This is a genomic window from Gordonia sp. HS-NH1 (assembly GCF_001418765.1).
In the GTDB taxonomy this organism is placed as follows: domain Bacteria; phylum Actinomycetota; class Actinomycetes; order Mycobacteriales; family Mycobacteriaceae; genus Gordonia.
The window spans coordinates 1-26,415 of the sequence record NZ_LIYC01000046.1 but is presented as its reverse complement, the minus strand read 5'-3'; the positions used below and the strand labels follow the sequence as shown (position 1 = coordinate 26,415).

Sequence of the window (26,415 nt, the reverse complement as noted above, 5' to 3'; positions counted from 1 at the left end):
ATTCTTTCGCTGCATTCCGAACGCGGTCAGAGGACGACGATGCCTTCGCCGATGCCGGCGCCGCGGAGGTCGCGGTACCAGCGTTCGACGGGGTGCTCCTTGGTGAAACCGTGGCCGCCGAGCAGCTGGACGCCGTCGAGACCGATCTGCAGGCCCTTGTCGATCGTCAGCTTGCGGGCGAGTGCTGCCTCGCGGGCGAAGGACAGGCCCTGCTCGGCGCGGGCGGCACCGCGCAGCGTGACGAGGCGGATCGAGTCGACCTCGGTCGCCATCGTGGCGACCATGAAGGCGACCGCCTGACGGTTGGAGATGGGCTCGCCGAACGCTTCACGCTCGTTCACGTAGGGGATGACGTAGTCGAGGACGGCGCGCGCGGTGCCGGCGGCCAGCGCCGACCAGCCCAGGCGGGACAACCGCACGACGTCGCGGTAGGCGGTCGCCGCGGCGTCGGGTTCGCCGCCGATGATCGCGCTTGCCGGGACGGCGACGTCCTGCAGGAGCAGGCGCCCCATCCCCGCGGCACGCACGCCCATGCCCGGGTCGGCTTCGACGATCAGGCCCTTGCTGTCGGATTCGACGATGAACAGGGTCGGCTTGCCGTCGAGCTGGGCGCCGACGATGAACAGCTCCGAGGAACCGGCGGCCGGGACGAAAGACTTGACGCCGTTGAGGCGGAAGCCGCTGGGCACGCGGGTCGCCTTGGTGTTCAAGGCGAAGGCGTCGAACAGCGGACGGGGCTCGGCGATGACGACGGCCGCCTGGGGCACGTTCTCACCGGCGAAGTCGGGCAGGTAGGTGCGCTGCTGCTCGTCGGTGCCGAAGTTGGTGAGCGTGGTGGCCACACCGCTCGGCGCGAGCAGCGGAAGCGCGAGTCCCATGTCGCCGTAGGCCATTGCCTCGGCGACGAGCGCATTGGTGACGACACCGCGCTCGGTGGCCGCGCCCTCGAACTCCTCGGGGACGTTGATCATCGTGATGCCGAGTTCGGCCGACCGCTTGACGATGTCCTCGGGTGCGGCGGCCGCCGCGTCGGCGTCGTGGGCGGCGGGGCGCAGGATCTCGGTGGCGAACTCCTTCACCGTCTCCGAGATCATCTGCTGTTCGTCGTCGGGGGTGAGGTTGAAGTAGTCCTTGGGTGCGCTGGTGAGTCGCTTGGCCTGACCCGAGCCGCCGCCCTGTGCTGCCTTGAACGCGCGGTTCGCCGCCCCGAGGGTCTGGAATCCGGTCTTGGTGCCCTGGTAGGCGATGCGGTTGATCGGCTCGCGGATCTTGTACTTCTCGGCGAACTCGGACCCGGTCACCGTGGTCAGGACGCGCATCGCGGTGCCGATGAAGTTGCGCGGATGCGGGTTGCGTCCGACTGCGGAGGTGTCGCGCGGTTCGGTGTGAGTTGTCATGATCACCAGCCGTTTCTTTCCAGTCGCCCCGGTCGGGGTCTCTGCGTGGATCCACATGTGTGGGTGGACAGGGTCGATGCGACCGACCTTACTCGGTAGTAAGTCCCAACCTTACTTCGGAGTAAGAAGTTTGTCACGCACTTGCCCGACCCCACCCGTCGGCACACCCGCTACGCTGGCCGCATGACCCTCGATCACCGCCGCGAACAGGGCTTATCGGCCAATCAGGTGGTGGGCGCGACGACCGTCGCCGTGGTCGGTGCCGCCGCACTCGGAGCTGCCAGTGTGTTCACCCCGGGCGGCGTCGACGCCGGACCGCAACTCTGCCCGTTCGCGGTGATGACCGGCCTCCCGTGCCCCGGATGTGGACTCACCCGCAGCTGGGTGGCACTCATGCACGGCGACGTCGGGTCAGCGTTCACGTTCAACATCTTCGGGCCGGTGTTCCTGGTGCTGACCGCGACCACCGTGGTGGCTGCGACCCTCACCCTGGTGCGCCGTCGCGGGTCGCCGCTGTCGAGGTGGCGCGACCTCGTGCTCGGCCCGGTCGGTGCCGTTCTGCTGGGGGTGTGGTTGGCCTACGGTCTCGCGCGGATTCTCGACGCGGTGGTCGGTTGGGGGTTCTTCCCGGTCGTGGTGTGAGCGTGCCGCTGTGTGAGCGCGCGTGAGCGTGCACAGTGGACATATGCAGATCACCCACTTCGGCCATTCCTGTCTGCTCGTCGAGATCGACGGGACCAAGGTGCTCTTCGATCCGGGGAACTTCTCGCACGGGTTCGACGGCATCAGCGGTCTCGACGCCATCCTGATCACCCATCAGCATCCCGACCACTGCGACGTCGCGAAGCTGCCCGACCTCGTCGCGGCCAACCCCGACGCGATCCTGTACGCCGACCCGCAGACGACGAGTCAACTCAACGGCGATGCCGTGGCCGGCGAGTGGACGGCCGCCCGCAGCGGCGACCAGATCGAGATAGGCTCGCTCACCGCACGTTTCACCGGCGGCCGGCATGCGGTGATCCACCCCGAGATCCCGGTCATCGACAACGTCGCCTACGTCCTCGGCACCGCCGAGCAGCCGGGACAGTTCATGCATCCGGGCGATTCGTTCTACATCCCGTTCGAACACGTCGACGTGCTCGCGCTTCCGTCGGCCGCACCGTGGATGAAACTCAGTGAGTCGGTCGACTATCTGCGCGCGATGGCGCCCCGCGTCGCGGTGCCCATCCATCAGGCGATCCTGTCCGACGCCGGTAGCGGGATCCACTACGGGCGACTGGCCGACATGAAGGCCGACGCGACCGAGTTCACGGTGCTGGAGAAGGAGCGCGCCACGCAGGTCTGAGTGGGTTCGGGGGCCCTGCTCCCTAATCCGAAAGAACCACAGACCCGCTGGCCCGCCCTGCGCCCTGAGGAGCGCCCGGAGCTTGCGGAAGGCGCGTCACGAAGGGTCTCCGCCTCATCGATCGCCGGCGCCCCCCGGGTGCGCTCGGTGGACGGCGACGAGCTCGTTGAGGTGGGTGGCCACCTGGATCAGCGGGGTGGTGGTCTGTGAGGCCTCCGACAGGACCACCGCGCCCTCGATCGCCGCGACGATGGTGGTGGCCAGGGAGGCGGTTGCTTCGGGCGCGATGCCGTCGTCGCGGAGCCGACGCTCGATGAGATCCCGCCACTCGTCGAAGACGTCGGCGGCGGCGGCCGCGGCTTCCGGTGCCGACAGGCGGCCCAGTGCGGCGGCCACCACGGGGCACCCGCCCTCGAAGTCCGTGGTGGACAGCGCTGCCGACCACATGTCGGCGAACGCCATGATCGGGTCGGCCTCGGCGACGATCTCGGTGAGGAGTGCGGTGATCATGCCGCCCGAGCTGCGCGTGGCGGCCGCCATCAGTTCCGACTTGCCGCCCGGGAAGTTGAGATAGATGGATCGGCGGGCGACGCCGCTGTGTTCGAGGATGTCCGAGACGGCAGTGCCCGCGACACCGTGCCGTCGCATGAGATCCGCGGTCGCCTCGATCAATTGGTCTCGCGCTGCCATCGAATGCCACTCCCTCGTCCGTCACGGGCCCACCGGGCGACCGGCCGCTCCTTGCAGTATACCAATCGGTCTACTAGGGTCCTCGGAAGTAGACCAATCGGTATAGAACCGGGTTCGTCCCCGGGGCACACGCAATCCAGTCGTAGGAGATGAAGATGACCGACACGGTGACACTGGCAGCACCTCTGACGCTTCCCTCGGGTCAGGTCCTGCCGAACCGGATCATGAAAGCAGCCCTGAGCGAGGGTCTGGGCGATGCGGGTGCCGGCCCGGACGATCGTCTGGAGCGTCTCTACTCGCGCTGGGCGGCGGGCTCCTACGGCCTGGTCGTCACCGGCAATGTGATGGTGGATCGGCGGTATCTCGGGGAGCCCGGGAACGTCGTGGTCGAGGACGACCGGCATCTCGATGCGCTCACGCGTTGGGCGAAGACCACGCAGGACGGTGGATCACCCATCTGGATGCAGATCAATCACCCGGGGCGACAAGCCAATCCGTTGACGACCGAGGGCCGTGTGGTGGCTCCGTCGGCCGTTCGCCTCGCCATCCCGGGGGTGCCGACCCCGCGCGCCCTCGCCGACGCGGAGATCAAAGAGATCATCTCGCGATTCGCGACCACCGCCGCGGTGGCCGAGGCGGCGGGTTTCGACGGGGTGCAGATCCACGGCGCCCACGGATATCTGCTGTCACAGTTCTTGTCGCCGCTGGCGAACCGACGCGAGGACAGGTGGGGCGGCTCCATCGAGAACCGGGCTCGTTTCGCCCTCGAGGTCGTCCGTGCGGTGCGCGCTGCAGTCCGGCCAGGTTTCGGTGTCGGCATCAAGCTGAACTCCGCGGACTTCCAGCGTGGCGGATTCTCCGAAGACGAGTCGCGCACCGTGATCGCGTTGCTCGCGTCCGAGCAGCTCGATCTCATCGAGATCAGCGGCGGCAGCTATGAGTCGCCCGCGATGATGGGGCGGCCCGTCCAGTCGGCGAGCACTCGCGAGAGGGAGGCGTACTTCCTGGAGTACGCCGTCACCGTCCGCGAACTCGCCGCGGGGATCCCGCTCGCCGTCACCGGCGGCTTCCGCACGCAGACAGCCATGGCGGCCGCGATCGCCGACGGCGCCTGCGACCTCGTCGGGATCGGACGACCGACGGTGACCACACCCACCGCAGCGCTCGACGTGATGACCGGCGACCTCGATCGTCTGACGTCGCAGCAGCAGCGGTTGCCGCTTCCGTCCCGACTGTCCGGCACCGCGACCGCCAGGTCTCTGGAAGGGGCACTCGACCTGCAGTGGCACACCGACCAACTGCACCGGATGGCCGGCGGCGAAGACCCGAACCCGGCCCGTCCGCTCTGGCGGACCGCGGTGACGACGGTGCGGCGCAACGGGATCGGCGCGCTGCGAAGCACGCGGAACGTGAAGTCGCGCGATGCCAGGGCGGTCCGGAAGTTCCGGTTCGAGCGCAACGTCGGACGCTACCTCGCCAATCCGGCTGTGGCCGCGCTCAATCGCCTCGGGATCGGCACCCACCTGGCGACGGACCTGGAGACCGTCGGCCGCAAGACGGGTCTGGCCCGCAGGGTTCCGGTGTCGGCCGCCTTCGACTCCGACGGAGCCTGGGTCATCAGTCAGCACGGCAAGCGGTCGGGATGGGGGATCAACATCACGGCGAACCCGACGGTGCGCATCCGCCACGGCCGTCAGTGGCGCACGGGGACAGCGCAGTTCGTACCCGACGACGACGTGGTCGCGCGAGCGCGTACCTTCGCCACCAGTCCACTGTTCGCCGGTCTGACGTCGGCCACCATCCGCGCGCTCCAGAGTGACCCGATCTCGGTACGGATCACCTTCACCGACTGAAGTGCCCCTCAGGCGCGCAGCGACTCCACGACTTCAGGCGCGCAGCGCCTTCGACACCTCAGGCGCGCAGCGCCTCCACGACCTCGTCGTGCAGCAGTCCGTTGCTGGCCACCGCGCTGCCGCCGGCGGGGCCGGGCGTGCCGTCGAGGGCGGTGAACCGTCCGCCCGCCTCACGCACCAGGATGTCGAGGGGGGCCAGGTCCCACAGCGAGACCTCCGGTTCGGCGGTGACGTCGACCGCTCCTTCGGCGACGAGGCAGTAGTTGAAGAAGTCCCCGTAGCCGCGCACGCGCCACACCCGGTCGGTGAGGTCGATGAATCGGTCGCGGATACCGCGGTCGGCCCAGCCGGACAGGCTCGAGAACGCGAGGCTCGCCGATCCGAGGTCGGCGACCCCGGACACCGACAAGCGTCGCACCTCGTCGTCGCCGAATCGGGCGTGGGCGCCGAGACCCGTTGCCGCCCACCAGCGCCGGTGGAGTGCCGGTGCCGAGACCACGCCCACCGTCGGCACGCCGTCGATGAGGAGCGCGATCAGTGTCGCCCACACCGGGACACCGCGCACGAAGTTCTTGGTGCCGTCGATGGGATCGATGACCCATTGCCGTCCGGACAGCGTGGCGTCGCCGCCGAACTCCTCGCCGAGGACGGTGTCCGCGGGCCGGCGTGCGGCGAGCCGTTCGCGGATCATCGTCTCGCAGGCCAGATCGGCGTCGGACACGGGTGTGAGGTCGGGTTTGTCGTCGACGCGGAGGTCGACGGCCCCGAACCGGTCCATCGTCAGCACGTCGGCGGAGTCGGCGAGTGAGAGTGCGAGTTCGACGTCGTCGCTGAACTTCGTCGGGCCGGGAGGGACGGACATGCCCGGTAGGGTAGCTCTCATGTGGCTGACCGTGACGTTCACCCTGTTGATCGCGGCACTCATCGTGGTGCTGGTGGTGCAGTGGCAGCGCGGGCGCAATCCGCAGCCGATGTCGGCGGCGAAGGCCTCCCAGTTCGTGCAGGGCACGTTCACGATCGTCGGGGTCTCCGACCGCGACGACGATCCGACCACGAGCGCCACCGACAAGAACGGCGACCGGTTCTGCACGATCTCCGGGACGATCGTCGGTCCCGAGACCAATCCGACCGAGGTGTACGGGACGCTCGTCCTCGGTGCGGGTGACCCGTGGCCCCAGATCGGCGACGATCTGCCGGTCCTCTACAAACCGCAGAAGGCCGCGACGTCGTGGCGGTTCGGGGTGATGCCCGAGCAGGGGCCCGGCCCACTCTGATCCTCCCGGGCGCTCGCGCGCCGGACTGTCGGTACTCTGGATAACCGTGCATCCCGACGTGACCGCAGACCTCGAATCCCTCGACGCCACCTTGACCACCGTTGAGAAGGTGCTCGATCTCGAGGAGCTCCGTCGTCGCATCGACGAACTCGAGATGCAGGCCTCTGACCCGGACCTGTGGAACGACCAGGACCATGCCCAGAAGGTGACCAGCGAGCTGTCCCACGCGCAGTCCGAACTCCGGAAGGTCTCCGAGCTGCGCCAGCGACTCGAGGACCTGCCGGTGCTCTACGAGCTGGCCGAGGCCGAAGAAGGTGACGACAGGGTCGCCGCGCTGGCCGACGCCGACTCCGAGCGCGAGAGCCTGCGGACCGACATCCAGGCGATGGAGGTCAAGACGATGCTCGCCGGCGAATACGACTCGCGCGACGCGGTCGTCAACATCCGTTCCGGCGCCGGCGGCGTCGACGCGGCCGACTGGGCGCAGATGCTGATGCGCATGTACATCCGCTGGGCCGAGCAGAAGGGTTACGGTGTCGAGGTCTACGACACGTCCTATGCAGAGGAGGCGGGCCTCAAGAGTGCGACCTTCGCGGTGAAGGCCCCGTACATGTACGGCACGCTCTCGGTCGAACAGGGCACCCATCGACTCGTGCGCATCAGTCCGTTCGACAACCAGAGCCGGCGCCAGACGTCTTTCGCCGAGGTCGAGGTGCTGCCGGTGGTCGAGACCACCGACCACATCGACGTCGACGAGAACGACATCAAGGTCGACGTCTATCGGTCGTCGGGTCCCGGTGGGCAGTCGGTCAACACGACCGACTCGGCGGTCCGCCTGACGCACATCCCGACCGGCATCGTCGTGACGTGTCAGAACGAGAAGAGTCAGCTGCAGAACAAGGCGTCGGCGATGCGCGTCCTGCAAGCCAAGCTCCTCGACCGCAAGCGGCAAGAGGAACGCGCCGAGCTCGATGCGCTGAAGGGTGACGGCGGCTCGAGCTGGGGCAACCAGATGCGTTCCTACGTCCTGCACCCGTACCAGATGGTGAAGGACCTGCGGACCGGCGTCGAGGACAACAACCCGACGTCGGTGCTCGACGGCGAACTGGACAAGTTCATCGAGGCCGGGATCCGCTGGCGGATGGCGACCGCCGAAGCGTGATCGCCTCACCCGCCGATCTGCTGCTGGCCGCTGAGCCGAGCCCGACCGAACTGCTCCTCGGTCGGGTCTATGTCTGGCTCGTCACCAGCGGCCTGGAAATCGTGATCTGGATCCTGGGCGCGGTCCTGCTGGCCCGTCTGATCCGATGGTTCGCCGACAAATACGCCTCGCGTGTGGATTCGCGGTTCTCGACCAGCGATCTCATCGTGCAGACCGAAGACGCGAAGCATCGTCGGGCGCTGGTCGACGTCGTCGCCTGGACCTTGATCGTCGTGATCGCGATCATCGTGATCATCCACTCACTGTCGGTGTTCGGCATTCCGCTGACCGGGCTGACCGGGCCCACGGCGGTGATCGGTGCCGCACTCGGCTTCGGTGCACAGCGCATCGTGCAGGACATCCTGGCCGGGTTCTTCGTCGTCGCGGAGAAGCAGTACGGCTACGGCGACGTGGTCGATCTGACCGTGACCGGCAATTCGCCCGCCGAGGGCACCGTGGAGGACGTGACGCTGCGGGTGACCAAGCTGCGCACCGCCGAAGGAGAGGTCATCACCGTTCCCAACGGGCAGATCGTCAAGGCCACCAACCTCTCGAAGGACTGGGCGCGCGCGGTTGTCGACGTCCCGGTTCCGTCCGAAGCCGACATCGGGATGGTCAACGAGACGCTGGATCGGGTCGGCCGCGAGTTCTACGCGTTGCCGCGGTGGCACGACATCCTGCTCGACGCACCGTCGTCGCTCGGCGTCATCAGCCTCGAGCTCGACGCGATCACGGTGCGCATGGTGACGCGCACCCTGCCGGGCAAACAGTTCGAGGTGGGACGTGCGTTGCGTGTCCACATCATCCGCGCGCTGGCACGTGAGGGAATCAACGTGCCCGCTCGCGAGGTACGCGCCGCCGGAGGGCCACCGGCAACGCAGGCCGACCAAGGCAACCGGGACGGGGGAGACTGATGGTGGACTCACCGAACGCCCCGGGCCGGCACGGGTCCGGCGAGAACCACCCCGAGCGGCCCATCCCCGGCGCGGACGACCCGACCCAGATCATCCCGACGCAGGGCATCCCTCCGCAGGACCCGTCACCACCCGAGTCGCCGGCCGCCCCCGACCGCAGGCGGCGGTTCGACTGGGGTCACATCGCACGGACCCGGGTCCGCACGAGCACCGCGATCCTCGTCGCCGTGTTCCTGGCGTGCTGCGTGCTGTACGGATACACCTCGCAGCGCTACGGGGTCGTGGCCCCGGCTCCCGCCCGACCCGCCCCGACGACCTCGCAGACGGTCGAACCGACCTACGAGCCACCGCCGACCACGTCGTCGACGACCACCACCAGCACCGAACCGTCGACGACCGACACGACCGGCGGCGTGGAGGGCACGGACGGCACCTCGACCGACGGAACGGGATCGCAGACGCCGAGCACGAGCCGCGAGACCATCCCGGGACTGCCGAACATCCCGTTCCCGAATTTCGGCGGACAAACCCCGACCACGACGGTCCCGACACGCTGACGCGGCCGGAAACGGCTGGTCAAGCGTGCGGCCGCGCCGGTATGTCGCGCCTGAACACGCTCTCAGGAGTCGTCGTTACACTGGCACACCGTGATCAAGCTGGAGAACGTCACGATGCAGTACAAGGCGTCCAGTCGACCCGCTCTGAAGGATCTGAGCCTCGAGGTCGACAAGGGGGAGTTCGCGTTTCTGATCGGTCCGTCGGGATCGGGCAAGTCGACGTTCTTCCGGCTCCTCCTCAAGGAGGACCGTCCGACGAGTGGCGACGTGTATCTCGGCGAGTTCCACGTCAACCGGCTGCGGGCGCGCGCGGTGCCGAAGCTGCGGCAGTCCATCGGGTGCGTGTTCCAGGATTTCCGGCTGCTGCAGAAGAAGACCGTCGCCGAGAATGTCGCGTTCGCGCTCGAGGTGATCGGACAGCCGAAATCGACCATTCAGCGTGTCGTGCCCGAGGTGCTCGAGTACGTGGGTCTGGAGGGCAAGCACGATCGCATGCCCTACGAGCTGTCCGGCGGCGAGATGCAGCGCGTGGCGATCGCGCGCGCCATCGTGAACCGGCCGCTGGTGCTCCTCGCCGACGAGCCGACCGGAAACCTCGACCCGGAGACCAGTGAGGAGATCGTCGACGTCCTCGACCGCGTCAACCGTCGGGGCACCACCGTGGTGATGGCCACCCACGACCGCCACATCGTCGACGCCATGCGCCGGCGGGTCCTCGAGTTCGACAACGGACAGCTCGTGCGCAACGACCCCCAAGGTGTGTACGGGATCGGCTGACCAACCGCGCCCTGCAATCACACACCCACGACCCAAGGACTGTCTGAGCAAGCATGCGAGCGAATTTCATCCTGAGCGAGGTTCTCAACGGACTCCGCCGCAACGCGACCATGACCATCGCGATGATCATCACCACGGCGATCACGCTGGGCATGTTCGGCGGCGGTCTGCTGGTGATCCAGATGGCCGACAAGAGTCAGCAGATCTTCCTCGACCGCGTGGAGATGGAGTTCTACCTCAATCCCGAGGTGACCGAACGGGATCCGCAGTGCGAGTCCGACCCGTGTGCCCAGTTGCGTCGCGGGCTCGAGAACGAGCCGGGCGTGACCTCGGTGACCTACCTGGACAAGGACGAGGCCTTCAAGCGCGCCAAGGAGATCTTCGCGAACAACCCCGACCTCGCCGAGAACATCGTGGAGGGCACGCTGCCCGCCTCCCTGCGTGTGCGGGTGTCCGACCCAGGGCAGTTCGATGCGGTGCTCACCAAATACGCGGACCGGAAAGACCTGGGCGTGGACGCCTTCAAGGACGACCGCAAACTGGTGCAGCGGATCTTCAGCGTGCTCGACGGGGTCCGCAACGCGACGTTCGCCATCGCCTCGGTACTGGCGATCGCGGCGATCCTGTTGATCATCAACACCGTTCAGGTCGCTGCGTTCACCAGACGGACCGAGGTCTCGATCATGCGCCTGGTGGGCGCCACCCGGTGGTACACCCAGCTGCCATTCCTCCTCGAGGCGGTGGTGTCCGCCTTCGTCGGCTCCGTGCTGGCCATCGGCGGTCTCTTGCTGGCCAAGAAGTTCTTCTTCGACAACGCGTTACGCGAGTTGTACGGGGTCAGTTTCTTCGCCCGGATCGAGTTGACCGACGTGCTGTTCGTCGCACCGTTCCTGGTGCTCGGCGGAATTGTGTTGGCCGGCGCGACCGCGTATGTCACGCTTCGTGTCTATGTCCGGGAATGATCCGTCCGTGCCGACGGTTCCGATTGTCGGCTGTCAGCAACACGTGGGTCGTCCGCAGGTCGGCCGGTATCGAGTCGAGGAGGTGAGTGCATGCCGAAGGAAAAGGGACGCAATGTGATCGCGTCCAACCGGAAGGCCCGGCACAACTACGCCATCCTCGACGTCTACGAGGCCGGGATCGTGCTCGTGGGCACCGAGGTGAAGAGCCTCCGCGCAGGCAAGGCCTCGCTGGTCGACGCGTTCGCGACGATCGACGACGGCGAGGTCTGGCTCCATGCCCTGCACATCGCCGAGTACGGCAACGGCTCGTGGACCAACCACTCTGTGCGGCGCAAACGCAAACTGCTCATGCACCGCCGCGAGATCGACAACCTGGTCGGCAAGATCCGCGACGGCAATCTCACGCTTGTGCCGTTGTCGATGTACTTCAACGACGGCAAGGTGAAGGTCGAGCTCGCACTCGCGCGCGGTAAGCAGGCCCACGACAAGCGCCAGGACATCGCCAAGCGGACCGCCCAGCGCGAGGTCGAGCGTGAGGTCGGTCGTCGCGTGAAGGGGATGGGGTGAGTCAGCCGCTCGTCTCGGGCTGACGTTGCTGCGCTCCACCCATCTGCGGTCCACCCATCTGGGGGCCGCCTCCCATTCCCGGGCCGTTGTCGCCCTGCTGCCAGACGGCGGCGGGTGTCGGCCGGTCAGACGTTGTATCGCCGGTGATGTAGCCGGCGCCGAACCCCAGTCCGCCCGCGACGATGGCCAGTCCGGCTGCGCCGGCGATCAGGGCCGACCGGGCCGGGGCGGTCTTCGGGGCCACCGGTCGCGGGGCGGGGGAGGCGTGGTCGGGTTCGTGCTCGCCGGGGGTCGGGGAGGTCATCTCGGTCTCGCTCTCGTCGGTCGGCCGAAGTCCGTCCTCGGCTCACGAGGTCTCCACGATCCCGGCGGCGCCTGGGCCGGGCCTGGCGGGCAGCTGTGAATGAGCTGGCAGCTCATCCGACCTCGCCCTTCGCGCGGGTCGTCGGCGTCACGCGGCGCGGTCGGCGCTGATCTGCTCGGTCCGGTGCATCGTCGAGACGTCGGCACTCGGGCGGTAGGTGCGCTCGTAGCGCTCGATGTCGGCTCGTCGCAGGAGTGGTGTCATCGGGTCGGCGGAGAGGATGTCGCCGCCCGAGAAGCGTGATCGACGGCTGAGCACCGACTGGTGCCGGAAGCACGCGACAGATGTCGTCAAGAGGACCGCCATCCCGACGCCGAACGGCCACGCGGGCGCGGCGACGCCATCGGCCAACGCCACCACGAACAACCCGAGAAACAGAAACGCGAGCAGCAGGATCAAGTATCCGGTGAAAGCAAAACATGTCGATCGAGGCGTTCCGCGCACGACGAACTCCTTCCGTTGAGTGGTCCCGACCCGATTCGCTACACCCACTGTAGCGCTACGCTACGTGTAGCGTTTCGCCGCGCGGTATCATTTCTGCCAGAGATCGGATCCGGAGTGGCTGGAAGTGCGAGGTGATCACGAGTGGCAGGCGACAGCGGCACGAAGATCGTCCGGTCGACCCTCGAACTGCTCCGCACCCGCGGGCCGGCGGGGGTCACGGTCGAGAGCGTCGCCGCCCACTCCGGGGTGGCGCGCACGACGATCTATCGCCGATACCGCAACCGGAACGAGATGCTCAGCGCCGCGTTGCTGGAGGTCGCGGTGGTCGAGCCGCCCGATGCGGACCTGTCCGCCGAGGCCCGGCTCCGCTGGGTGGTGCGCCACGCGGCGTCGATGGTGGTCGACGGCATCGGTTTCGGCGGCATGGCGGCCCTGCTGACCGATTCCGATCCCGAGTTCGGCGTCCTTTTCCGGCAGGTGCTGGCGCGGCATCGCTCCGAACTCCGGGAAGTCCTCGACGCGGGCAAACGGAACGGTCAGTTCGCGTCGTCGATGGAGCCTGAAGTGCTGGTCGACGGCATCGTCGGGGCGCTCGTCGCCGAGCGCGCCCGCACGGGAGGTGTCGCCGACGACTGGGAGGACCGAACGGTCACCGCCTTCGCTCCCATGGCCTTCGCCGCCGACGGTGACCGCCGAGGACGCGCGCCGGGGAAACGGGAATGAACTCTGCGCAACGAGTTGTTAGACTGAAGTGCTCGCTGACTTCCGTCGGCGGGTCCTACTCGGGGCTGATCGGTTTCGACTTCGTGCGTCGAGATAGGGGAAGCGTGTCGGTGCAGGCTGGAGACCACCGTAAGCGTCGCAGCAACCAATTAAGCGCCGATTCCAATCAGCGCGACTACGCCCTCGCTGCCTAAGTAGCGCCGGCTAGTCTGTCGGCCCGGGTTATGCTCCCAGACCCGGATGCCGGCATCATCCATGGGAGCTCACCGTCCTCGCCGGTCGCGGGTGAGGTCGGAACATCAAACAGCGACTGGGATCGTCATCTCGGCTTGTTCGCGTGACCGGGAGATCCAAGTAGAGACATAGCGGACTGCACACGGAGAAGCCCTAACAACACGACGGAGGACCCGGGTTCAATTCCCGGCAGCTCCACGAGAAGCGCCCCACCTGTTCAGGTGGGGCGCTTTCGTTGTCTCTACGGGCAGGTCGGCTACCCGGTGCTCAGCGCGTCGAGGGTCGCACTCTCGCGATGCTTGCGTCGCTTCGTCACCACGCCGTGGGTCGGGCTGAACAGGTAGACACCGAAGAACGTGATGCCCTGGACCAGGACGACCATCCCGCCGGGGGAGGTGTCCTGGTAGTAGGAGACGTACAGGCCGATGACACCGCAGATCGCCGAGATGGCGGGCGCGATGATCAGCATCCGACCGAAGCGATCGGTGAGCAGTCGCGCGGTCGCGCCGGGGATGATGAGCATCGCGACCACGAGCACGATGCCGACGACCTGCAGCGCCGTGACCGCAGTCAGGGCGAGCAGCGCGAGCAGGGCCGCGCCGAGCAGCTTCGGGCTGAGACCGATCGCGAAGGCGTGCGTGCGGTCGAAGGCGTAGAGGGTGAAGTCGCGCCGCTTCAGCAGGAGCAGCGTCGCGACGATCGCGCCCAGGATCGCGATCTGCACCAGGTCCGACGTCGAGACACCCAGCAGGTTGCCGAAGATGATGTGGTTGAGGTCGGTCTGGCTCGGCGTCACCGAGATCAGGACCAGTCCGAAGGCGAAGAGGGTCGTGAAGACGATGCCGATGGCGGCGTCCTCCTTCACCCGGCCGCCATCGCGGACCGCGCCGATCAGTGCCACCGCGAGGAAACCGAAGATCACCGCGCCGATGGCGAACGGGACGCCGACGATGTAGGCGAGCACCACGCCCGGCAGCACCGCATGCGAGACGGCGTCGCCCATCAAAGACCAGCCGATCAGCACGAGCCAACACGACAGGAGCGCACACACGACCGAGGAGATCAACGTCGCCCACAGCGCGCGGGTCATGAACGCGTACGCGAACGGGTCGAGGAGGATGTCGACGATGTTCACGCGACCTCCTCGGGATGTTCGGAGCCGTGGCGTTCCGAAGTCGGCCGGGCGAGGGGATCGAGACCGAACGCGCGGACGAGATTCTCCGCGGTGATCACCTCGGTCGGCGCGCCCTGCGCGATCACCCGGCGCATCAGCAGGATCGCCTCGTCGGCCAGCTCCGGCAGGACCTGCAGGTCGTGCGTCGAGACCAGGATCGTCGTCCCGGCGTCGGCGAGTTCGCGCAGTAGCGCGGTGATGGTGGCCTCGGTGCGTTTGTCGACACCGGCGAACGGCTCGTCGAGCAACAGGATCCCCGCTTCCTGCGCGATGCCGCGGGCGACGAAGGCCCGCTTGCGCTGACCGCCGGACAGCCGGCCGATCTGGCGGTCGGCGAAGTCGGTGAGTTCGACGCGCGCCAGGGCTTCGTCGACGGCGTCGTGGTCGGCCCGCTTCGGTCGGCGCGTGAACCCGAGGTGGCCGTAGCGACCGGTCATCACGACGTCGCGGACCGAGATCGGGAAGCTCCAGTCGATGTCCTCCGACTGCGGTACGTAGCCGAGCGCGCCGGCACGACGCGCTGCGGTGGGGGTCCGGCCGCCGAGCCGGACCGTGCCGGTCGTCGGGGTCACCGAGCCCACGATCGTCTTGAACAGCGTCGACTTGCCCGAACCGTTCATGCCGACGAGGCCACACACCTGGCCGGCCGGCACGCGTACCGACGCGTGGTCGAGGGCGAGGATGTCGCCGTACCGGACGGTCACGTCCGTCACTTCGATGGCGGAACCGCTTGTCGCTGAGGCGTTCACGTGTTGCTCCCGGTCAGGCCCGACACGATGGTCGCGACGTCGTGGCGGATGAGGTCGAGGTAGGTGGGTACGGGGCCGTCGGCTTCGGAGAGCGAATCGACGTACAGGGTCCCGCCGAAACGGGCGTCGGTCGCGTTCACGACCTGCTTCATCGGGGCGTCGGAGACCGTGGACTCGCAGAACACGCCGGGGACGCGGTTGGCCCGCACGAAGTCGATCGTCTCGGCGACCTGTTGCGGCGTCGCCTGCTGTTCGGCGTTGACCGGCCAGATGTAGCGCTCGGTGAGTCCGGCGTCGCGGGCGAGGTAGGAGAACGCGCCTTCGCACGTCACAAGCGCCCTTTCGTTGGCGGGTAGCCCGGCGAGGGCGGAGGTGAGGTCGGTCTGCACCTCTTGCAGCTGTTTTTTGTATGCGGCCGCGTTGGATTCGAAGGTGGCGGCGCCGTCGGGGTCGAGCTCGGTGAACGCGCGGACCATGTTGTCGACGTAGATCTGGACGTTGACCGGACTCATCCACGCGTGCGGATTGGGTTTGCCCGCGTAGGCATCCGACGCGATGTCGATCGGCTCGATGCCCTCGCTGACGACCACGTGCCGGACGTCGAGTCCGTCGACGAACTGCGCGAACCAGGCTTCGAGGTTGAGCCCGTTGTCGAGGACCAGCGAGGCGGTCGCGGCGCGCCGGATATCGCCGGGGGTGGGCTCGTAACCGTGGATCTCGGCGCCCGGCTTGGTGATCGACTCCACCTCGAGGCGATCGCCGGCGACCTCGGAGGCGATGTCGGCGAGCACGGTGAACGTGGTGAGTACGACCTTCTCGTCGGGTAGCCGGCTCGACAGCGTGCAACCGGCGAGGACCGTGCAGACGGCGGTGAGGAGTGCCCCTGCGGTGAGGAACCGACGACGCGCGGGCTTGGGCATGCCGACACTATAGTTTCGGTTGTCCGAACTTTCTAGTTCGGGGGCTGGACGGCTCAGCCGAGCTCGAAGCCGTCGCTCACCGCCGCCGGGCGAGAACGTGGAACTCGGGAAAGCGGTGATCGTCGTCGGCTCGGTGTACCGTTCGCCATTCCTCGTCGTATCCGGCGTCGGCCAGTGCGGCGGACATGCGGTCCGGGTGCCATCGCCACGCGGGTGCCACCCGATGATCGAAGTCGACGATGCCCTCGTCGGCGCTCGCCTGGCCGGCGACCAGGACGATGCTGCCCGCGTCCATCCGTTCCGCCCAGCCTGCCAACACATCAGGTACGGCGTCGGGTGGCACATGGATCAGACTGAACCGGGCCAGGATCGCCGCGACGGTGACGCCGGCGAGCTCCGGCGCCCCGAGACGGGCGTCGTCGGAGACGAATCCGACTGCGGGGTGCGTCGACCGTGCGATTCGCAGCATCGATGTACTCGGGTCGACCCCGATCACATCGAAACCGCGTGCAGCGAGTTCGGCGGTCAGCAGGCCCGGCCCACACCCGACGTCGACCACTGTTCCGGTGACACCGCTGCCGCGGACGTGTTCGACGAACGCGTCGAAGGCGTGGCGTTGCAAGATGTTCGTGAACGGCGAGGGGAACGTCTCGGCGTACAGATCGGCCAGGGCGTCGTACCCGGGCTGGAACCCGGCGGTGCCGTGGCCGGCGCTCATGCGATCCGGACGCCGCGCGGCAGCTTGCCGGCGGGTATCCGCAGACGTCGGGCCGCGACGAGATATCCCAGGCCGCCGAGCATCAGGTAGATCCCCAGTCCGACGTACCACGAGTCCCCCATCTCGGAGGTCTGGTGGGCTGTTTCGCGAGCGATGTGTCCGGTGGGGGCCTGCTGGTCGACGTAACCGAAGGATATGTCGGCACACGTGCGAGGGCCGATGTACGGGCCCGCCCGCACCGCCGACAGCGTCTGCGAGATCTCCTGCGCGGTGCTGTCGGAGGCCCTCGTCGGATTCTCGGGTGTCGTGGACACGGCGTCGGCCACGATGAAGAACGGATTCGGGGCGAGGAGCCACCAGATGCGTTCCTGGTGGTGGAACTCTTCCTCGCGGGTGACCTCCTGACACGTCCAGGTGGGCGTCGGGCTCGATGGGTCCGTCACCGTGGTGTCGGTGCGGATCACCGAATGCATTTGTGCCGTCGTCGGATACAGGAGACCGAACGCCACCGGCAGGCCGAGGAGGAGGAAGAAGACGGCCGACTGCGTCAGCACCGCGGATCCCGCCGGGCGCGCTGTCACCGCGGAGAATCCGAGTCCGATGCCTGCATACGACGCGAAGACGAGTGCCAGGACGACGATGCCGAGCACGCTGCGCCAGATCGACTGGGGCGCTTCGACCAGGCCCCAGATCAGGTACGGTGCGGCGACGGCGACCAGGGCGATGCCCGCCACCCAGCTCCCGATGAGTTTGCCCAGCGCCAGTTGCCAATTGGTGATCCCGGTGTCCTGGACCACGGCCAGGGTCGCGTCCTTGCGGTCACCGTTGATCGTGGTCGCCGCCAGCGTGGGAGCCACGATGATCCCGAGCAGCAACAGGAATCCGAGCAAGAGCGCGTAGAGATTCGACGCCCAGCCGGTGTAGGTGCCGCCGAACACCCCCACGGCCAGGTACATGGACCCGAAGACCGCCAGCGAGGTCACGACGAAGGCCACGATGAGCGAGGCCTTCCATCTCGTCGTCCGCAGTCGCTGACGTAACTCGAGTTCGACGATGACGGCGACCATCCGCCACCACGACGAGAATCCGGTGCGTCGCGAGTCGTCCGTCGGGAGCGTGGTCGTGGTCATCGGCGCTCCGGGTCCAGTGCGAGGTAGGCGTCTTCGATGCCGGTGGACACGTGCGCGAATTCGCTGACCGCCGCCCCGGAGGCCACCAGTTGTGCGAGGTGCCGGGAGGCGGCGGTCTCGTCGTCGAAGCGCGTTTCCTGCGCCTGCCCCGGCGGTTGCCCGACGAGCCGGATGCGCCACACCCCACCGGCGGTACTCGGCGCCGTGTGGGTCCGGCCCTCGGTCATCAGGACGACGTCGTCGACCATTTCCTCCAGCTCGGAGAGGATGTGGGAGGACACCAGGATCGAGCACCCGTCGTCGGCGAGCCGGCGGAGCTGGCCGCGCAAGTCCATCCGGGACCGCGGGTCCATTCCGGAGGCCGGCTCGTCGAGCAGCAGGATCCGGGGTCGGTGCACCAGCGCGCGTGCGAAGCCGAGGCGTTGTTTCTGGCCGCGCGACAGCTCGTGCGCCGGCCGCGCCGCGAGATCGGTCAGGTGGACCAGTTCGAGGAGTTCACCGGCGCGCTGACGGGCCCGGGTGGTGGGCATTCCGTACAGCTTGCCGAAGGTCGTCAGGATCTCGTGCGCCGTGAGGCTCTCCCAGGTGCCGAAGATGTCCGGCATCCACCCGGTCAACCGGCGCATGTCCGCGGGGTCCACCGCCGCGTCGTCGACCACGATCGTGCCGCTGTCGGGGGCGAGCAGGCCGGCGAGGAGCAGCAGCAGGGTCGTCTTGCCTGCGCCGTTGGGCCCGACGAGCCCGCTGATCCTGCCGGATCTGAGTTCGAGGCCCGCCTCGGCGACGGCGGTGTGCCGGCCGAAGGTACGCGAGAGCCCGGTGGCGACCAGTGACATGCCACGACCGTAGCCCAGTCTCAGATGACTCCGGCTGCTCGCAACGCCGTGATCTCCTCGTCCGACAACCCCAGCAACCCGCCGTAGACGTCCTCGTTGTCGCAGCCGGGGGCCGGGGGACCGGCGTTGCGGATACCACCGGGAGTGTCGCTGAACTGCGGCACGACGCCGGGCCCGAGCACGGTGCGCTGCGCGCGTTCGTCGTAGTGTTCGGCGATCATCCCGCGCGCCCGCAGATGCGGGTCGGCGACCACCTCGGCAACCGAGTTCACCGGTCCGACAACCACTCCCGCGGCGCCGAGCACCTCGGTCAGCTTCTCCGGCGTGAACTGCCGCGACCAGTCGCCGATGAGTGCGTCGAGTTCGTCCTGGTTGCGTCCGCGAGCGGCGTGATCGGCGAACCGGTCGTCGGTCGCGAGTTCGGGCTGCCCCATCGCCGCGCAGAGCCGCGCGAAGACCGAGTCCTGATTGGCGGCGATGATGACGTGGGTGCCCTCGCTGGTCGGGTAGAGGTTCGACGGCGCGATGCCGTCGAGCCGGGTACCCGACGGGCCGCGCACGACACCGCCGGCGTCGTAGTCGGCGATGGCCGATTCCTGCACGGCCACACAGGATTCGATGAGTGAGGTGTCGACGACCTGACCCTTGCCGGTCACCGAACGCCGGTACAGTGCGGCGAGTGCGCCCTGCGCGGCGAACATGCCGGCGAGAGTGTCGCCCAGGGACAGGGCCAGCCGCGGCGGGAGCTGTCCCGGATACCCGTTGAGGTACCGAAGCCCGCTGGCGGCCTCGGCGACCGAGGCGTACCCGGCGCGCGTCGAATCCGGTCCGGTCTGGCCATAACCCGAGACACGCACCACGACGATGCCCGGATTGCGCGCGGACAGCACCTCGGGGCCGATATCCAGCCGCTCCAGTGTTCCGGGACGGAAGTTCTCGACGACGACGTCGGCACGCTCGACGAGATCGAGGAACAGGTCTCGACCTCGATCCGACCGCAGGTCGAGCGTGACCGCCTTCTTGTTGCGTCCGTGGACCGTCCAGTAGAACCGATGGCCGTCGACCTCGGCCTGCCCCCAGGTGCGGATCGGGTCGGGCTTGCCCGGCGCCTCGATCTTGATGACCTCGGCGCCCATGTCACCCAGCAACCGTGCGGCGTGGGGGCCTGCGATCAGCGTGCCCAACTCGATGACGGTGACGCCGTCGAGGGGGCCGGCGGGGTGTTCGCTCGTCGGTCGCGGCGAGGTATCGGTCATCAGGACAGTGTGGCCGGTCACCGAGAGCTCGCCAAGCCTCGACGCCGATGGAACGATTCGCCTCCACTGTTTCATTGACGCCGAACTCCGGCTAGGGTGTGTGGCGTCCAACACATCGGGGAGGCTGGAGAAACATGGTTGATCACGCGTCGGGAACGGGACTCCTGCCGGACATCCGGCTGGTCGACATGGTGTCGGGAGTCGCGTCGCTACGCGGTGACGCCGGGACGATCCTGCGGACGCTGCCGGAGATGCTGCCCAAACCGCCGACCACGAAGATGTCCATCGGCAAGCGGTTTCAGCAGAGTGTGCAGAAGTACCCCGATCGGGACTTCCTCCGGTTCGAGGGGTCGTCGATCTCCTACCGCGCGGCGAACGCCCATGCGAACCGGCTCGCGGACTTCCTCGTCCGGGAAGGTGTCGGTCGCGGTGACGTGGTCGCGGTGCTGTCGCGAAACCATCCCGACGTCGTCATCGCGATGCTGGCGATCGTCAAGATCGGGGCGATCTGCGGGATGCTGAACTTCAATCAGCGCGGCGCGGTGCTGGAGCACAGCCTCGGGCTCATCGAGCCGAAAGTGGTGCTCTACCAAGATGATCTGCTGGAAGCGTTGGAGTCGGTGCCGGCCGGGTGCCGCCCGGCGAAGGAGTACACCTTCGCCGAGCTCACGACGCTGACCGCACGGTGTTCGCCGCTCGACCGACCGGTCACCGAATCGATCGAGGTCGGCTCCACTGCGATCTACATCTTCACCTCGGGCACAACGGGTTACCCGAAGGCCAGCAAGATGAGCCACTATCGCTGGCTGGTCGCGATGAACGGCATCGGCGGTCTGGGAATCCGTTTGCGTGGTGACGACGTCATGTACACCGCGCTGCCGTTCTACCACAACAACGCTCTCACGATCTCGGTGTCGTCGGTCCTCGCGTCCGGTGCCTGCCTGGCCATCGGCAGGCAGTTCTCGGCGTCGAAGTTCATCGACGAGATCATCGAGAACGACGCCACCGCGTTCGCCTACATCGGCGAGCTGTGCCGTTATCTGCTTGCGCAACCGCCGAAGCCGACCGATCGCGCGCACCGACTCCGGCTGGCCGTCGGCAACGGTCTGCGCCCCGACATCTGGGACGCGTTCACCGAGCGATTCGGTATCGACCGCATCGTCGAGTTGTACGCGGCGAGTGAAGCGAACATCGGTTTCATCAACGTCTTCGGGTTGTCCAAGACGGCCGGGTTCTCGCCGTTGCCCTACACGATCGTCGAATACGACGAGGAGACCGGGGAGCCGCTGCGCGATCCCGACGGGCGGGTGAAACCGGTCGGCAGGGGCGGAACCGGTTTGCTTCTGGCGCAGATCAACTCGCGTGTGCCGTTCGACGGGTACACCGACCCGGAGGCGACCGAGCGCAAGATCGTCCGCGACGCGAAGCGTAAGGGCGACAAGTGGTTCAACAGCGGTGACGTCGTCCGCGATCAGGGTTTCTCACACATCGGCTTCGTCGACCGCATCGGCGACACCTTCCGCTGGAAGGGCGAGAACGTGGCCACCACCGAGGTCGAGGCGGTGCTCGACGCCCATCCGGCCGTCGAGGAGGCGGTCGTCTTCGGTGTGCCGGTTCCCGGCGTCGACGGGAAGGCGGGAATGGCCGCGATCAGTCTGCGCGAGGGCGAGACGTTCGACGCCGACGGGCTGGCCCGGCATGTGCGCGACGGTCTGCCCGCGTATGCGGTGCCGTTGTTCGTCCGGATCGTCCAGGCGCTGGAGCACACCTCGACGTTCAAGAACATGCGCACCGAACTCCGTAAACAGTCTTATGGCGAGACCGGCGACGACCCGCTGTATGTGCTCGCAGGGGAGAAGTACATCGAGTTCCATCCCGGGTACATCGACGAGTTGGCCGGAGCCCGCCCGAAGCGTTGACCGAACGGCGCCGACCGATCAGGCGCGGCGCAGAGCGGAGAGTCGTTCGCCGACGAAGTCGAGCGCGCTGCGCTGCCAGAGCCCGATGTGGTCGAGCATGGCGTGACCGCCGCCGGGCACCGGGATGAACTCGGCGTCGACTCCCAGGGCCGACAGCTCGTCGATCCCTTTGCGGGTCCGCTTCGCCAGCGTGCGGGTGTCGGCGTCACCGTGCACGGCGACGACCCGGGCACCGGGCTGGATGTGCCGCCAGTCGGCGAACTGCCACCACGGCGCCAGCCCGAGGACGCCGATGACCCGACGGTCGGCGGCGAGGTGCGCGGCCACACGTCCGCCCATCGAATGTCCGATGGCGACGACCGGCACGCCCGGGTGACGCCGGCAGATCTCGTCGAGCGCCGCACGGGCGGGGAGCATGGGCGAGTTCTCGTCGCCGTTCCAGCCGTACACGCGGTAGCCGACCTGACGGACGCGCACCGACCGGCCGAAACGCAGTTGCAGCGACCACGTGAACGGGTACATGCGCAGCGCGGACGGCTGCCAGGGACTGAAGGGTTTGTGACTGCTGTCCGTGCCGCCGGGGAGGACGAGCACGAGCAGGCCGGGGGAACAGCGTTCGGGTGACAACAGCCCCGACAATCCCGAGATCAGCATGTGTGCGGGTTCCTCCGATGCGGCGTCGACGTTCGTCTCACCGTAGCGATTCGGTTCCCGCGGCCGGACGGATCGGTTCGTCAACCGGGCGAACGGCGCGCGGGGTGGCAGAATCGCGGTCATGGCACATCCTCGCGCTGGTACCTTGGCCCTGCCCGAAGATCTCGTCGATGTGGACGCCTTGGTGCGTGCCTATTACGACAACACGCCCGATCCGTCGGACCCGTTGCAGCAGGTCGTGTTCGGGACCTCGGGACACCGTGGATCGAGCTTCGACAACGCGTTCAACGAAGCCCACATCCTCGCGACGACGCAGGCGATCGTCGACTATCGCCGTTCGGCCGGCATCTCCGGACCGCTGTTCATCGGCTTCGACACCCACGCTCTCTCGGTCCCGGCCTGGCGCACCGCACTCGAGGTGCTCGCGGCCAACGAGGTCACCGTCTACACCGCCGAGAGCGACTCGTTCACTCCCACCCCGGCAGTCAGTCGCGCCATCCTCATGTTCAACCGGGACAACCCGGGCGTGCTGTCCGACGGCATCGTCGTGACGCCGTCGCACAATCCGCCCCGCGACGGCGGGTTCAAGTACAACCCGCCCACCGGGGGGCCGGCGGACACGTCGATCACCTCGGTGGTCGCGGCGCGGGCGAACGAGCTTCTCGAGCAGAAACTCGAGGGTGTCGCGCGCATCCCGTTCGACCGTGCCCGCGGCGGCGAGCACGTCCACGACTATTCGTTCCTGCTCAATTACATCGACGGACTCGGCGAAGTGGTGGACATGCAGGCGATCCACGACGCCGGGGTCCGGATCGGTGCCGATCCGCTGGGCGGGGCATCGGTCGGGTACTGGGCCGGCCTCGCGTTCCGGTACAACCTCGACCATCTGACGGTCGTGAACCCGACCGTGGACCCGACGTTCTCGTTCATGACCCTCGACACCGACGGCAAGATCCGGATGGATTGCTCGTCGGCCAATGCCATGGCCTCGCTGATCTCCGCCCGCGACTCCTACGACATCGCGACGGGCAACGACGCCGACTCGGACCGCCACGGCATCGTCACGCCCGACGCCGGCCTGATGAACCCGAACCACTATCTGGCGGTCGCGATCGACTACCTGTTCACGCATCGTCCGCAGTGGTCGGAGTCGGCGGCCGTCGGCAAGACGCTCGTCTCGTCGTCGCTGATCGACCGGGTGGTCGCCGGGATCGGCCGCCCGCTGCTCGAGGTCCCCGTCGGTTTCAAGTGGTTTGTCGACGGCCTGCTGAACGGTCGGGTCGCCTTCGGCGGCGAGGAGAGCGCAGGCGCGTCGTTCCTGACGTTCGACGGCAGTCCGTGGTCGACGGACAAGGACGGCATCATCATGGCGCTGCTGGCGTCGGAGATCCTCGCGGTGACGGGCAAGACGCCGTCGCAGCGATATGCCGAACTCGCCGAGCAGTACGGGACGACGGCCTACGCGCGGATCGACGCGCCGGCCAGTCGGGAGCAGAAGGCGGTGCTGTCGAAGTTGTCGCCGGAGCAGGTGACGGCGACCGAGCTGGCCGGTGAACCCATCTCGGCGATCATGACGTCGGCGCCGGGCAACGGCGCCCCGATCGGTGGCCTCAAGGTGACGACGGAGAACGCCTGGTTCGCGGCACGCCCGTCGGGTACCGAGGACGTCTACAAGATCTATGCCGAATCCTTCAAGGGCACAGACCATCTCGCGCAGGTCCAGAAGGAGGCCCAACAGGTCGTCGACGCGGCGTTGGGGAGCTGACCTGCGGGCCCGCCCCGGGCCCGACGATCCCTCAGACAATTTTCAGCGCGCCGCCGTTATTGTCGGAATGTGAGCAAGAAGCGCAAGCCGGGAGCATCGGTGCCCCGCACGTCCAACTCGAAGTATCAGCCGAGCGCGCCGTCGAACACGATGACGTACGTGCTCGGCGGTGTGGCGATCCTGGTGATCGCCGGGCTCGTCATCGGCGGGATCTGGTGGAGCGGACGAGGCGAGGGTGAGACCGATCAGGCCGCGCTGGCGTCGAGTTCGACGATGATCGTCGGCCCCGAGACCGCCCCGTTGATCGACGTCTTCGAGGACCCCATGTGTCCGGTGTGCAAGGTGTTCGAGCAGCAGTCCGGGCCGGCCATCACCAAGGCCGTCACCGAGGGCAAACTCCGCGTGCGCTACCACACGCTGCACTTCCTGAACTCGCGATCGGCGACCGGTGACTACAGCTCGCGAGCCGCCGGCGCGCTGGCCTGCGTGGCCGACGAACAGAACACCGATCTGTTCCTCCGGTTCCACAGCGCACTGTTCGCCGCGCAGCCGCCCGAGGACGGCACCGGCAACATCACCAGCCCGGAACTCGCTCGAATGGCGACCGAGCAGGGTGCGACGCCGGCGACCGCGACCTGCATCACCGACAACGCGAAGGTCGCCCAGGCCGAGGAGAACGCGCAGAAGTCGACCGACGAACTGTCGAAGGCCACCGGCGGCCAGGTCGGCACCCCGACCGTGCTGCACGACGGCAAGCCCGTCGACGGCGTGCTGGAGGGCAATGCCTGGCTCGACAGCATCCTCGGCGGTGGCAACTCCTGAGCTCTGATCGTCCAGAACTCCGGCCCGGACCTGCCCGGCCGGAGTCCTGGCGATTTGGTTGCCGTCGCTGAGATGGTGTAACTTCGCCAGTGCCCTTGAACAGGGCGGAACAACAAAATACGGGGCTATGGCGCAGCTGGTAGCGCACCACACTGGCAGTGTGGGGGTCAGGGGTTCGAGTCCCCTTAGCTCCACCATTTGAGCCTTACTCAAATCGGTGCCCTCGTAAATGGGTGCCGTGAGGCTACTCAAATCAGAGCGCGAAGACTGAACCGGTCCCCCTTTGGGGTGGCCGGTTCGTCCGTTAGTGACCCAGGACCGTTCGAGCTTGTGTAGTCCGCTGACAGACGCGGTTGTGGCGTCTGCGACGACCTCATCATCGAACACGTACAGGCCGGTGAAGATGGTCTGGTTCAGTTGGCGGCGGACGTCATCTGACGCGGCACCGTACAGGGCGTGAGGGTCAGTCAGCAGTTTGAGGCAGTTGCGGATGTGCCGTGCCCCGGTCTGTAGACCGTCGTCCTCCGTCTTCTGGCTCGCTACGAGCTCTTCTCTCTGCTGTTGGAGCTTCACGAGCTTGGGACTGCTGCACGGATAGGTGACAGTTTGGTTGTCATGCCGCGGCAGCGGCGGTGTTGATCATTGCTTCGTACTCGATGGGCGTCAACCGACCGAGGCGAGCTTGCCGGCGTCGGCGGTGGTAGGTCCGTTCGATCCAGGTGACGATCGCGATTCGAAGCTGTTCACGGGTGTCCCAGCGTTGGCGGTCGAGGACGTTGCGTTGCAGGAGTGCGAAGAAGCTCTCCATCGCGGCGTTGTCTCCGCACGCTCCGACTTTGCCCATCGACCCCGTTAGTCCATGAGTGTTCAAGGCGTGTACGAATTTTCGCGATCGGAACTGCGATCCCCGATCGGAGTGAACGATGCAACCGGCCACCTCACCACGACGGGCCACTGCGCTGTGCAATGCTGCCACGGCCAGCCGGGACTTCATCCGCGAGTCGATGCTGTAGCCGACGATCCGCCCGGAGTAGACGTCGGTGATCGCACACAGATAGAGCTTGCCCTCACCGGTGTGGTGTTCGGTGATATCGGTCAGACAAACGATTTGGCTCCTCGGCGGTGAAGTTGCGCTGGACCAGTTCGTCATGGACTGGTGGTCCCGGTCGT

27 protein-coding genes, 1 tRNA gene, 1 other RNA gene and 1 pseudogene are annotated in these 26,415 nt (G+C 67.4%); 16 read left to right on the top strand and 14 right to left on the bottom strand.

Annotated elements, in window-relative coordinates:
- Window positions 1-26: 26 nt before the first annotated feature.
- Window positions 27-1,397, bottom strand: a complete 1,371-nt coding sequence (locus AMD30_RS21355; protein WP_035718177.1) for an acyl-CoA dehydrogenase family protein — start codon at window positions 1,395-1,397, stop codon at window positions 27-29.
- 183 nt (window positions 1,398-1,580) lie between these two features.
- On the opposite strand from AMD30_RS21355, the gene AMD30_RS21350 reads away from it, so the two are divergent.
- Together AMD30_RS21350 and AMD30_RS21345 are read left to right on the top strand one after the other, a co-directional pair.
- Window positions 1,581-2,039 carry a DUF2752 domain-containing protein gene (locus tag AMD30_RS21350; RefSeq protein ID WP_055477006.1) on the top strand — a complete coding sequence of 153 codons (459 nt, stop codon included), beginning with the start codon at window positions 1,581-1,583 and terminating at the stop codon, window positions 2,037-2,039.
- A 43-nt stretch (window positions 2,040-2,082) separates the two neighbouring features.
- Entirely contained in the window at window positions 2,083-2,742 is a 660-nt protein-coding gene (locus tag AMD30_RS21345; RefSeq protein WP_055477005.1) for an MBL fold metallo-hydrolase, read from the top strand.
- Between the two features lie 114 nt (window positions 2,743-2,856).
- Here the strand turns inward: AMD30_RS21345 and AMD30_RS21340 are convergent, their stop codons facing one another.
- Window positions 2,857-3,432 (bottom strand): TetR/AcrR family transcriptional regulator, encoded by a 576-nt coding sequence (locus AMD30_RS21340; RefSeq protein ID WP_055477004.1) that lies wholly within the window; start codon window positions 3,430-3,432, stop codon window positions 2,857-2,859.
- 149 nt (window positions 3,433-3,581) lie between these two features.
- On the opposite strand from AMD30_RS21340, the gene AMD30_RS21335 reads away from it, so the two are divergent.
- Window positions 3,582-5,285, top strand: a complete 1,704-nt coding sequence (locus tag AMD30_RS21335) for a nitroreductase family deazaflavin-dependent oxidoreductase (protein WP_055477003.1) — start codon at window positions 3,582-3,584, stop codon at window positions 5,283-5,285.
- Window positions 5,286-5,343: 58 nt separating this feature from the next.
- On the opposite strand, the gene hisN is transcribed toward AMD30_RS21335, so the two are convergent.
- Window positions 5,344-6,147, bottom strand: coding sequence for a histidinol-phosphatase (hisN, locus tag AMD30_RS21330; protein ID WP_010844505.1), 804 nt, complete (start codon window positions 6,145-6,147; stop codon window positions 5,344-5,346).
- A 19-nt stretch (window positions 6,148-6,166) separates the two neighbouring features.
- Between hisN and AMD30_RS21325 the strand changes: the two genes are divergently transcribed.
- The 7 genes from AMD30_RS21325 to smpB all read left to right on the top strand — a co-directional run bounded on the left by AMD30_RS21325 (window position 6,167) and on the right by smpB (window position 11,537).
- Window positions 6,167-6,559, top strand: coding sequence for a hypothetical protein (locus AMD30_RS21325; protein ID WP_010844504.1), 393 nt, complete (start codon window positions 6,167-6,169; stop codon window positions 6,557-6,559).
- 46 nt (window positions 6,560-6,605) lie between these two features.
- Complete coding sequence (gene prfB / locus AMD30_RS21320; protein ID WP_010844503.1) at window positions 6,606-7,721, top strand: peptide chain release factor 2; 1,116 nt, start codon at window positions 6,606-6,608, stop codon at window positions 7,719-7,721.
- Window positions 7,718-8,674 (top strand): mechanosensitive ion channel family protein, encoded by a 957-nt coding sequence (locus tag AMD30_RS21315; RefSeq protein WP_010844502.1) that lies wholly within the window; start codon window positions 7,718-7,720, stop codon window positions 8,672-8,674. Before prfB ends, AMD30_RS21315 begins: the two co-directional genes overlap by 4 nt.
- Entirely contained in the window at window positions 8,674-9,231 is a 558-nt protein-coding gene (locus AMD30_RS21310) for a hypothetical protein (RefSeq protein ID WP_010844501.1), read from the top strand. Before AMD30_RS21315 ends, AMD30_RS21310 begins: the two co-directional genes overlap by 1 nt.
- A 90-nt stretch (window positions 9,232-9,321) precedes the next feature.
- A complete protein-coding gene (gene ftsE / locus AMD30_RS21305) occupies window positions 9,322-10,008 on the top strand; it encodes a cell division ATP-binding protein FtsE (protein WP_010844500.1) in 687 nt (228 codons plus the stop codon).
- 53 nt (window positions 10,009-10,061) lie between these two features.
- The gene (ftsX, locus tag AMD30_RS21300; RefSeq protein ID WP_010844499.1) at window positions 10,062-10,970 is read left to right on the top strand and encodes a permease-like cell division protein FtsX; all 909 of its coding nucleotides are present in this window, start codon (window positions 10,062-10,064) and stop codon (window positions 10,968-10,970) included.
- A gap of 90 nt (window positions 10,971-11,060) precedes the next feature.
- Window positions 11,061-11,537 carry an SsrA-binding protein SmpB gene (gene smpB / locus AMD30_RS21295; RefSeq protein WP_010844498.1) on the top strand — a complete coding sequence of 159 codons (477 nt, stop codon included), beginning with the start codon at window positions 11,061-11,063 and terminating at the stop codon, window positions 11,535-11,537.
- 1 nt (window position 11,538) lies between these two features.
- Here smpB and AMD30_RS21290 read toward each other — a convergent pair whose 3' ends face one another.
- Window positions 11,539-11,841 (bottom strand): hypothetical protein, encoded by a 303-nt coding sequence (locus tag AMD30_RS21290; RefSeq protein WP_055477002.1) that lies wholly within the window; start codon window positions 11,839-11,841, stop codon window positions 11,539-11,541.
- A gap of 147 nt (window positions 11,842-11,988) precedes the next feature.
- The gene (locus AMD30_RS21285; protein ID WP_156354368.1) at window positions 11,989-12,345 is read right to left on the bottom strand and encodes a hypothetical protein; all 357 of its coding nucleotides are present in this window, start codon (window positions 12,343-12,345) and stop codon (window positions 11,989-11,991) included.
- A 141-nt stretch (window positions 12,346-12,486) separates the two neighbouring features.
- Between AMD30_RS21285 and AMD30_RS21280 the strand changes: the two genes are divergently transcribed.
- Together AMD30_RS21280 and ssrA are read left to right on the top strand one after the other, a co-directional pair.
- Window positions 12,487-13,068 carry a TetR/AcrR family transcriptional regulator gene (locus AMD30_RS21280; RefSeq protein WP_010844495.1) on the top strand — a complete coding sequence of 194 codons (582 nt, stop codon included), beginning with the start codon at window positions 12,487-12,489 and terminating at the stop codon, window positions 13,066-13,068.
- Between the two features lie 61 nt (window positions 13,069-13,129).
- Window positions 13,130-13,503: a transfer-messenger RNA gene (gene ssrA, locus AMD30_RS24775) on the top strand.
- Between the two features lie 55 nt (window positions 13,504-13,558).
- Here ssrA and AMD30_RS21275 read toward each other — a convergent pair.
- The 7 genes from AMD30_RS21275 to AMD30_RS21245 form a co-directional block, all read right to left on the bottom strand.
- Window positions 13,559-14,437, bottom strand: a complete 879-nt coding sequence (locus tag AMD30_RS21275) for a metal ABC transporter permease (RefSeq protein WP_055477001.1) — start codon at window positions 14,435-14,437, stop codon at window positions 13,559-13,561.
- The gene (locus AMD30_RS21270) at window positions 14,434-15,225 is read right to left on the bottom strand and encodes a metal ABC transporter ATP-binding protein (RefSeq protein WP_055477000.1); all 792 of its coding nucleotides are present in this window, start codon (window positions 15,223-15,225) and stop codon (window positions 14,434-14,436) included. Before AMD30_RS21270 ends, AMD30_RS21275 begins: the two co-directional genes overlap by 4 nt.
- Window positions 15,222-16,145, bottom strand: coding sequence for a metal ABC transporter substrate-binding protein (locus tag AMD30_RS21265; protein WP_010843458.1), 924 nt, complete (start codon window positions 16,143-16,145; stop codon window positions 15,222-15,224). Before AMD30_RS21265 ends, AMD30_RS21270 begins: the two co-directional genes overlap by 4 nt.
- Window positions 16,146-16,221: 76 nt before the next feature.
- A complete protein-coding gene (locus tag AMD30_RS21260; RefSeq protein WP_055476999.1) occupies window positions 16,222-16,863 on the bottom strand; it encodes a class I SAM-dependent methyltransferase in 642 nt (213 codons plus the stop codon).
- A complete protein-coding gene (locus AMD30_RS21255) occupies window positions 16,860-17,993 on the bottom strand; it encodes an ABC transporter permease (protein WP_055476998.1) in 1,134 nt (377 codons plus the stop codon). The genes AMD30_RS21260 and AMD30_RS21255 overlap by 4 nt, the downstream gene beginning before the upstream one ends.
- Complete coding sequence (locus AMD30_RS21250) at window positions 17,990-18,829, bottom strand: ABC transporter ATP-binding protein (RefSeq protein WP_055476997.1); 840 nt, start codon at window positions 18,827-18,829, stop codon at window positions 17,990-17,992. The genes AMD30_RS21255 and AMD30_RS21250 overlap by 4 nt, the downstream gene beginning before the upstream one ends.
- Window positions 18,830-18,849: 20 nt before the next feature.
- Window positions 18,850-20,085: a CaiB/BaiF CoA transferase family protein gene (locus tag AMD30_RS21245; RefSeq protein WP_044508103.1), complete on the bottom strand. Its 1,236-nt coding sequence runs from the start codon at window positions 20,083-20,085 to the stop codon at window positions 18,850-18,852.
- A gap of 134 nt (window positions 20,086-20,219) precedes the next feature.
- Between AMD30_RS21245 and AMD30_RS21240 the strand changes: the two genes are divergently transcribed.
- Window positions 20,220-22,004 (top strand): long-chain-acyl-CoA synthetase, encoded by a 1,785-nt coding sequence (locus AMD30_RS21240; RefSeq protein ID WP_055476996.1) that lies wholly within the window; start codon window positions 20,220-20,222, stop codon window positions 22,002-22,004.
- 18 nt (window positions 22,005-22,022) lie between these two features.
- Here AMD30_RS21240 and AMD30_RS21235 read toward each other — a convergent pair whose 3' ends face one another.
- Window positions 22,023-22,781, bottom strand: coding sequence for an alpha/beta hydrolase (locus AMD30_RS21235; protein WP_156354366.1), 759 nt, complete (start codon window positions 22,779-22,781; stop codon window positions 22,023-22,025).
- On the opposite strand from AMD30_RS21235, the gene pgm reads away from it, so the two are divergent.
- The 3 genes from pgm (at window position 22,780) to AMD30_RS21220 (ending at window position 25,442) form a co-directional block, all read left to right on the top strand.
- Window positions 22,780-24,423 carry a phosphoglucomutase (alpha-D-glucose-1,6-bisphosphate-dependent) gene (gene pgm / locus AMD30_RS21230; protein ID WP_055476995.1) on the top strand — a complete coding sequence of 548 codons (1,644 nt, stop codon included), beginning with the start codon at window positions 22,780-22,782 and terminating at the stop codon, window positions 24,421-24,423. The two genes, AMD30_RS21235 and pgm, sit on opposite strands and share 2 nt — an antisense overlap.
- Window positions 24,424-24,492: 69 nt before the next feature.
- Window positions 24,493-25,245: a DsbA family protein gene (locus AMD30_RS21225; protein WP_044507057.1), complete on the top strand. Its 753-nt coding sequence runs from the start codon at window positions 24,493-24,495 to the stop codon at window positions 25,243-25,245.
- A 121-nt stretch (window positions 25,246-25,366) separates the two neighbouring features.
- Window positions 25,367-25,442, top strand: a tRNA-Ala gene (locus AMD30_RS21220).
- 416 nt (window positions 25,443-25,858) lie between these two features.
- Here the strand turns inward: AMD30_RS21220 and AMD30_RS21215 are convergent.
- Window positions 25,859-26,415: pseudogene (locus AMD30_RS21215) on the bottom strand (IS3 family transposase); the annotation flags it as partial.